Consider the following 2,075-nt stretch of genomic DNA (forward strand, 5'->3'; position numbering starts at 1 on the left):
TTAGTAGCAGTAGAGTATTGTTCTCCTACAGAAATATCCTGGAACGCATGCCCTAATCCAGGTCAGTGTAGGGGTATCGGAGGAGCTTGTGATCATTGTTTAGCTTATTGTACAAAATTTTTAAATGTAATGTATTGCTGGACAGGAATGGTTGAAACCGGAGGAAGTGGTGGTAGCGGAGGAAGTGGAGGCGGCGGCGGAGGAGTCCCTAATCCTCCCCCTTGTGGGGGCCCAATAGGAGCAAGGGGAAATACACCTTGTACCGGGGGAGGCGGTGGTGGGTGGACTCCTATTCCTGTTGAAGACGATCCGCCACCTTATGTAGCACCAGCAACAATAACAAACATTGATTTATCTGGTATTGATGATCCATGTCTCACGGCGGTTTTGACTTCCCTGGGGGTAATAGGACATAAATCTTTCATATTAAGAACCTATCATTCCCAAAATTTTACAAATCCAAGTGGGACACAACAAAAGTTTAAGGCAACTTACACTGAGGATAATGCGTTAGTTGGAAATAATGGGTTGCCGGTGCCAGCACAGACCACAATTAGCATATTACCGGATGGGACAAATAATATTCAAATTGCCTTGAATCCATCAATGTTTCAGAATTCTTCACGAGAATGGGTTTCAGCTGTAATTTTACATGAGTTAATGCATGGAATTCTTCTTGTTCGGCGTCCTGATTTAACTGTTACAGGAAATTACTCGCAAACGTCAAAAAATCATCATGTTTATATGTTTGAAAATAAAATTCCTTTGGCAATTAGAGAATCTTTAAAAGAATTGTTTCCTTTAATAGACGATCATGAAGCAATAGCTCTAGGAATGGATGGATTAGATGAAGCTTACCGTGACCCAGGTACGGGTGAAATAAATGCCATTAAAAATACTTTTTCTATTACAACCTATTTTCAAAACATTTTAAATGCAATAGATATTGCCCAAAAATATAGAGCAGCTATATTGGGAGTACCTTTTTGCTAAAACCTAACTTATGAAACAGACTTTTTTATTAATTTCTTTCTTTTTATTTACTGTTATCGGTTTAGCCCAAAAAAATAATGGGTTGTCCTTGAAAGATTATCCCGAAGATAATTTGAATGCATATTTTGACAGTATTAACAATCAGAGTAAAGATAAAATTTCATTTCTAACCCATTCTTACGATTGTTACGTGATATTTACAGTTAATCTTGATGGTAGTTATAACGATTTTGAGATTTTAGAAAATTCTCTATCGCCATTACATCCTCAGATCAGGAAGTACATATTCTCTTTGTTTCAACCTACTAACGGCAAATGGATTTTGGACGCTTCCGATGAAACTTCAACATCAAAAAAAGCGGTTTTTTTGTTTTCCTTCATCAATACTAAACAGTCGATGGAAGAGCGTGTTAATGACCAATCCCCTCTAGTTGAATTCTCTCTTATGACATTACCCGAAGAAAAACTAAGGCGAGGAATTCCTCTAAATCAAGAAAAGAAAATTACTCTCAAATTTTGATTTCCGAATAAAAAGGTGGAAGCGATCCGGTCAGTTTATTGGAAGTTTGTTAAAACGGAACGCGGCTGGCCGGGAGGACACGCCGCGGCGTAGGGGCAATTTCCACCGCAGATATATTAGCCAGGAATTTAGCGGGAGGTTTTGCCGGGAAGACGGGAAGAGCGAGCCGTTGTATAAACTGGTTATTTATTATTTGCAATGGTTGCACCTCCCGGCCACCAACCACGGCCAGCAGTACTAACAAAAGAGTTTTCGAAAGCTGAATGCCGTGGCGTGGCCTCCCGGCCTGCCACGAGCGCAGAGACCATTTCTTTACCTGGGGCGAAAACTAATGTGCCCACATTGGTAGAAGCCTCCCCGGACTGCCATAACAAAATGGAGAAAAAATACAGATCTTAAAAAAAGTAGTTTTTGAAAACTGGGCCTCCGTACCCACTTTTTTTTAAAGGTACAGGGTGGGTACAGACCGTACCTATAGAGCATCGCTAAAAAAAAGTGGGTACGGAGGCCCGATTTTTAAAAACTCAAAAATCCAACAAAACGCAAAAAAGCGCTTACTGAA

Annotated in this window: 1 protein-coding gene and 1 pseudogene; both read left to right on the forward strand. The window is 40.1% G+C overall.

Going from position 1 to position 2,075, the window contains the following annotated elements; genetic code table 11:
• A pseudogene (locus EGI32_RS14625) lies at nt 1–993 on the forward strand (hypothetical protein); the annotation flags it as partial.
• Between the two features lie 10 nt (nt 994–1,003).
• Nucleotides 1,004–1,513: a hypothetical protein gene (locus EGI32_RS14630; protein WP_255156106.1), complete on the forward strand. Its 510-nt coding sequence runs from the start codon at nt 1,004–1,006 to the stop codon at nt 1,511–1,513.
• Nucleotides 1,514–2,075: the final 562 nt, after the last annotated feature.

Origin of the sequence: Ferruginibacter sp. HRS2-29, assembly GCF_024343615.1 — a bacterium.
Lineage (GTDB): Bacteria > Bacteroidota > Bacteroidia > Chitinophagales > Chitinophagaceae > Ferruginibacter.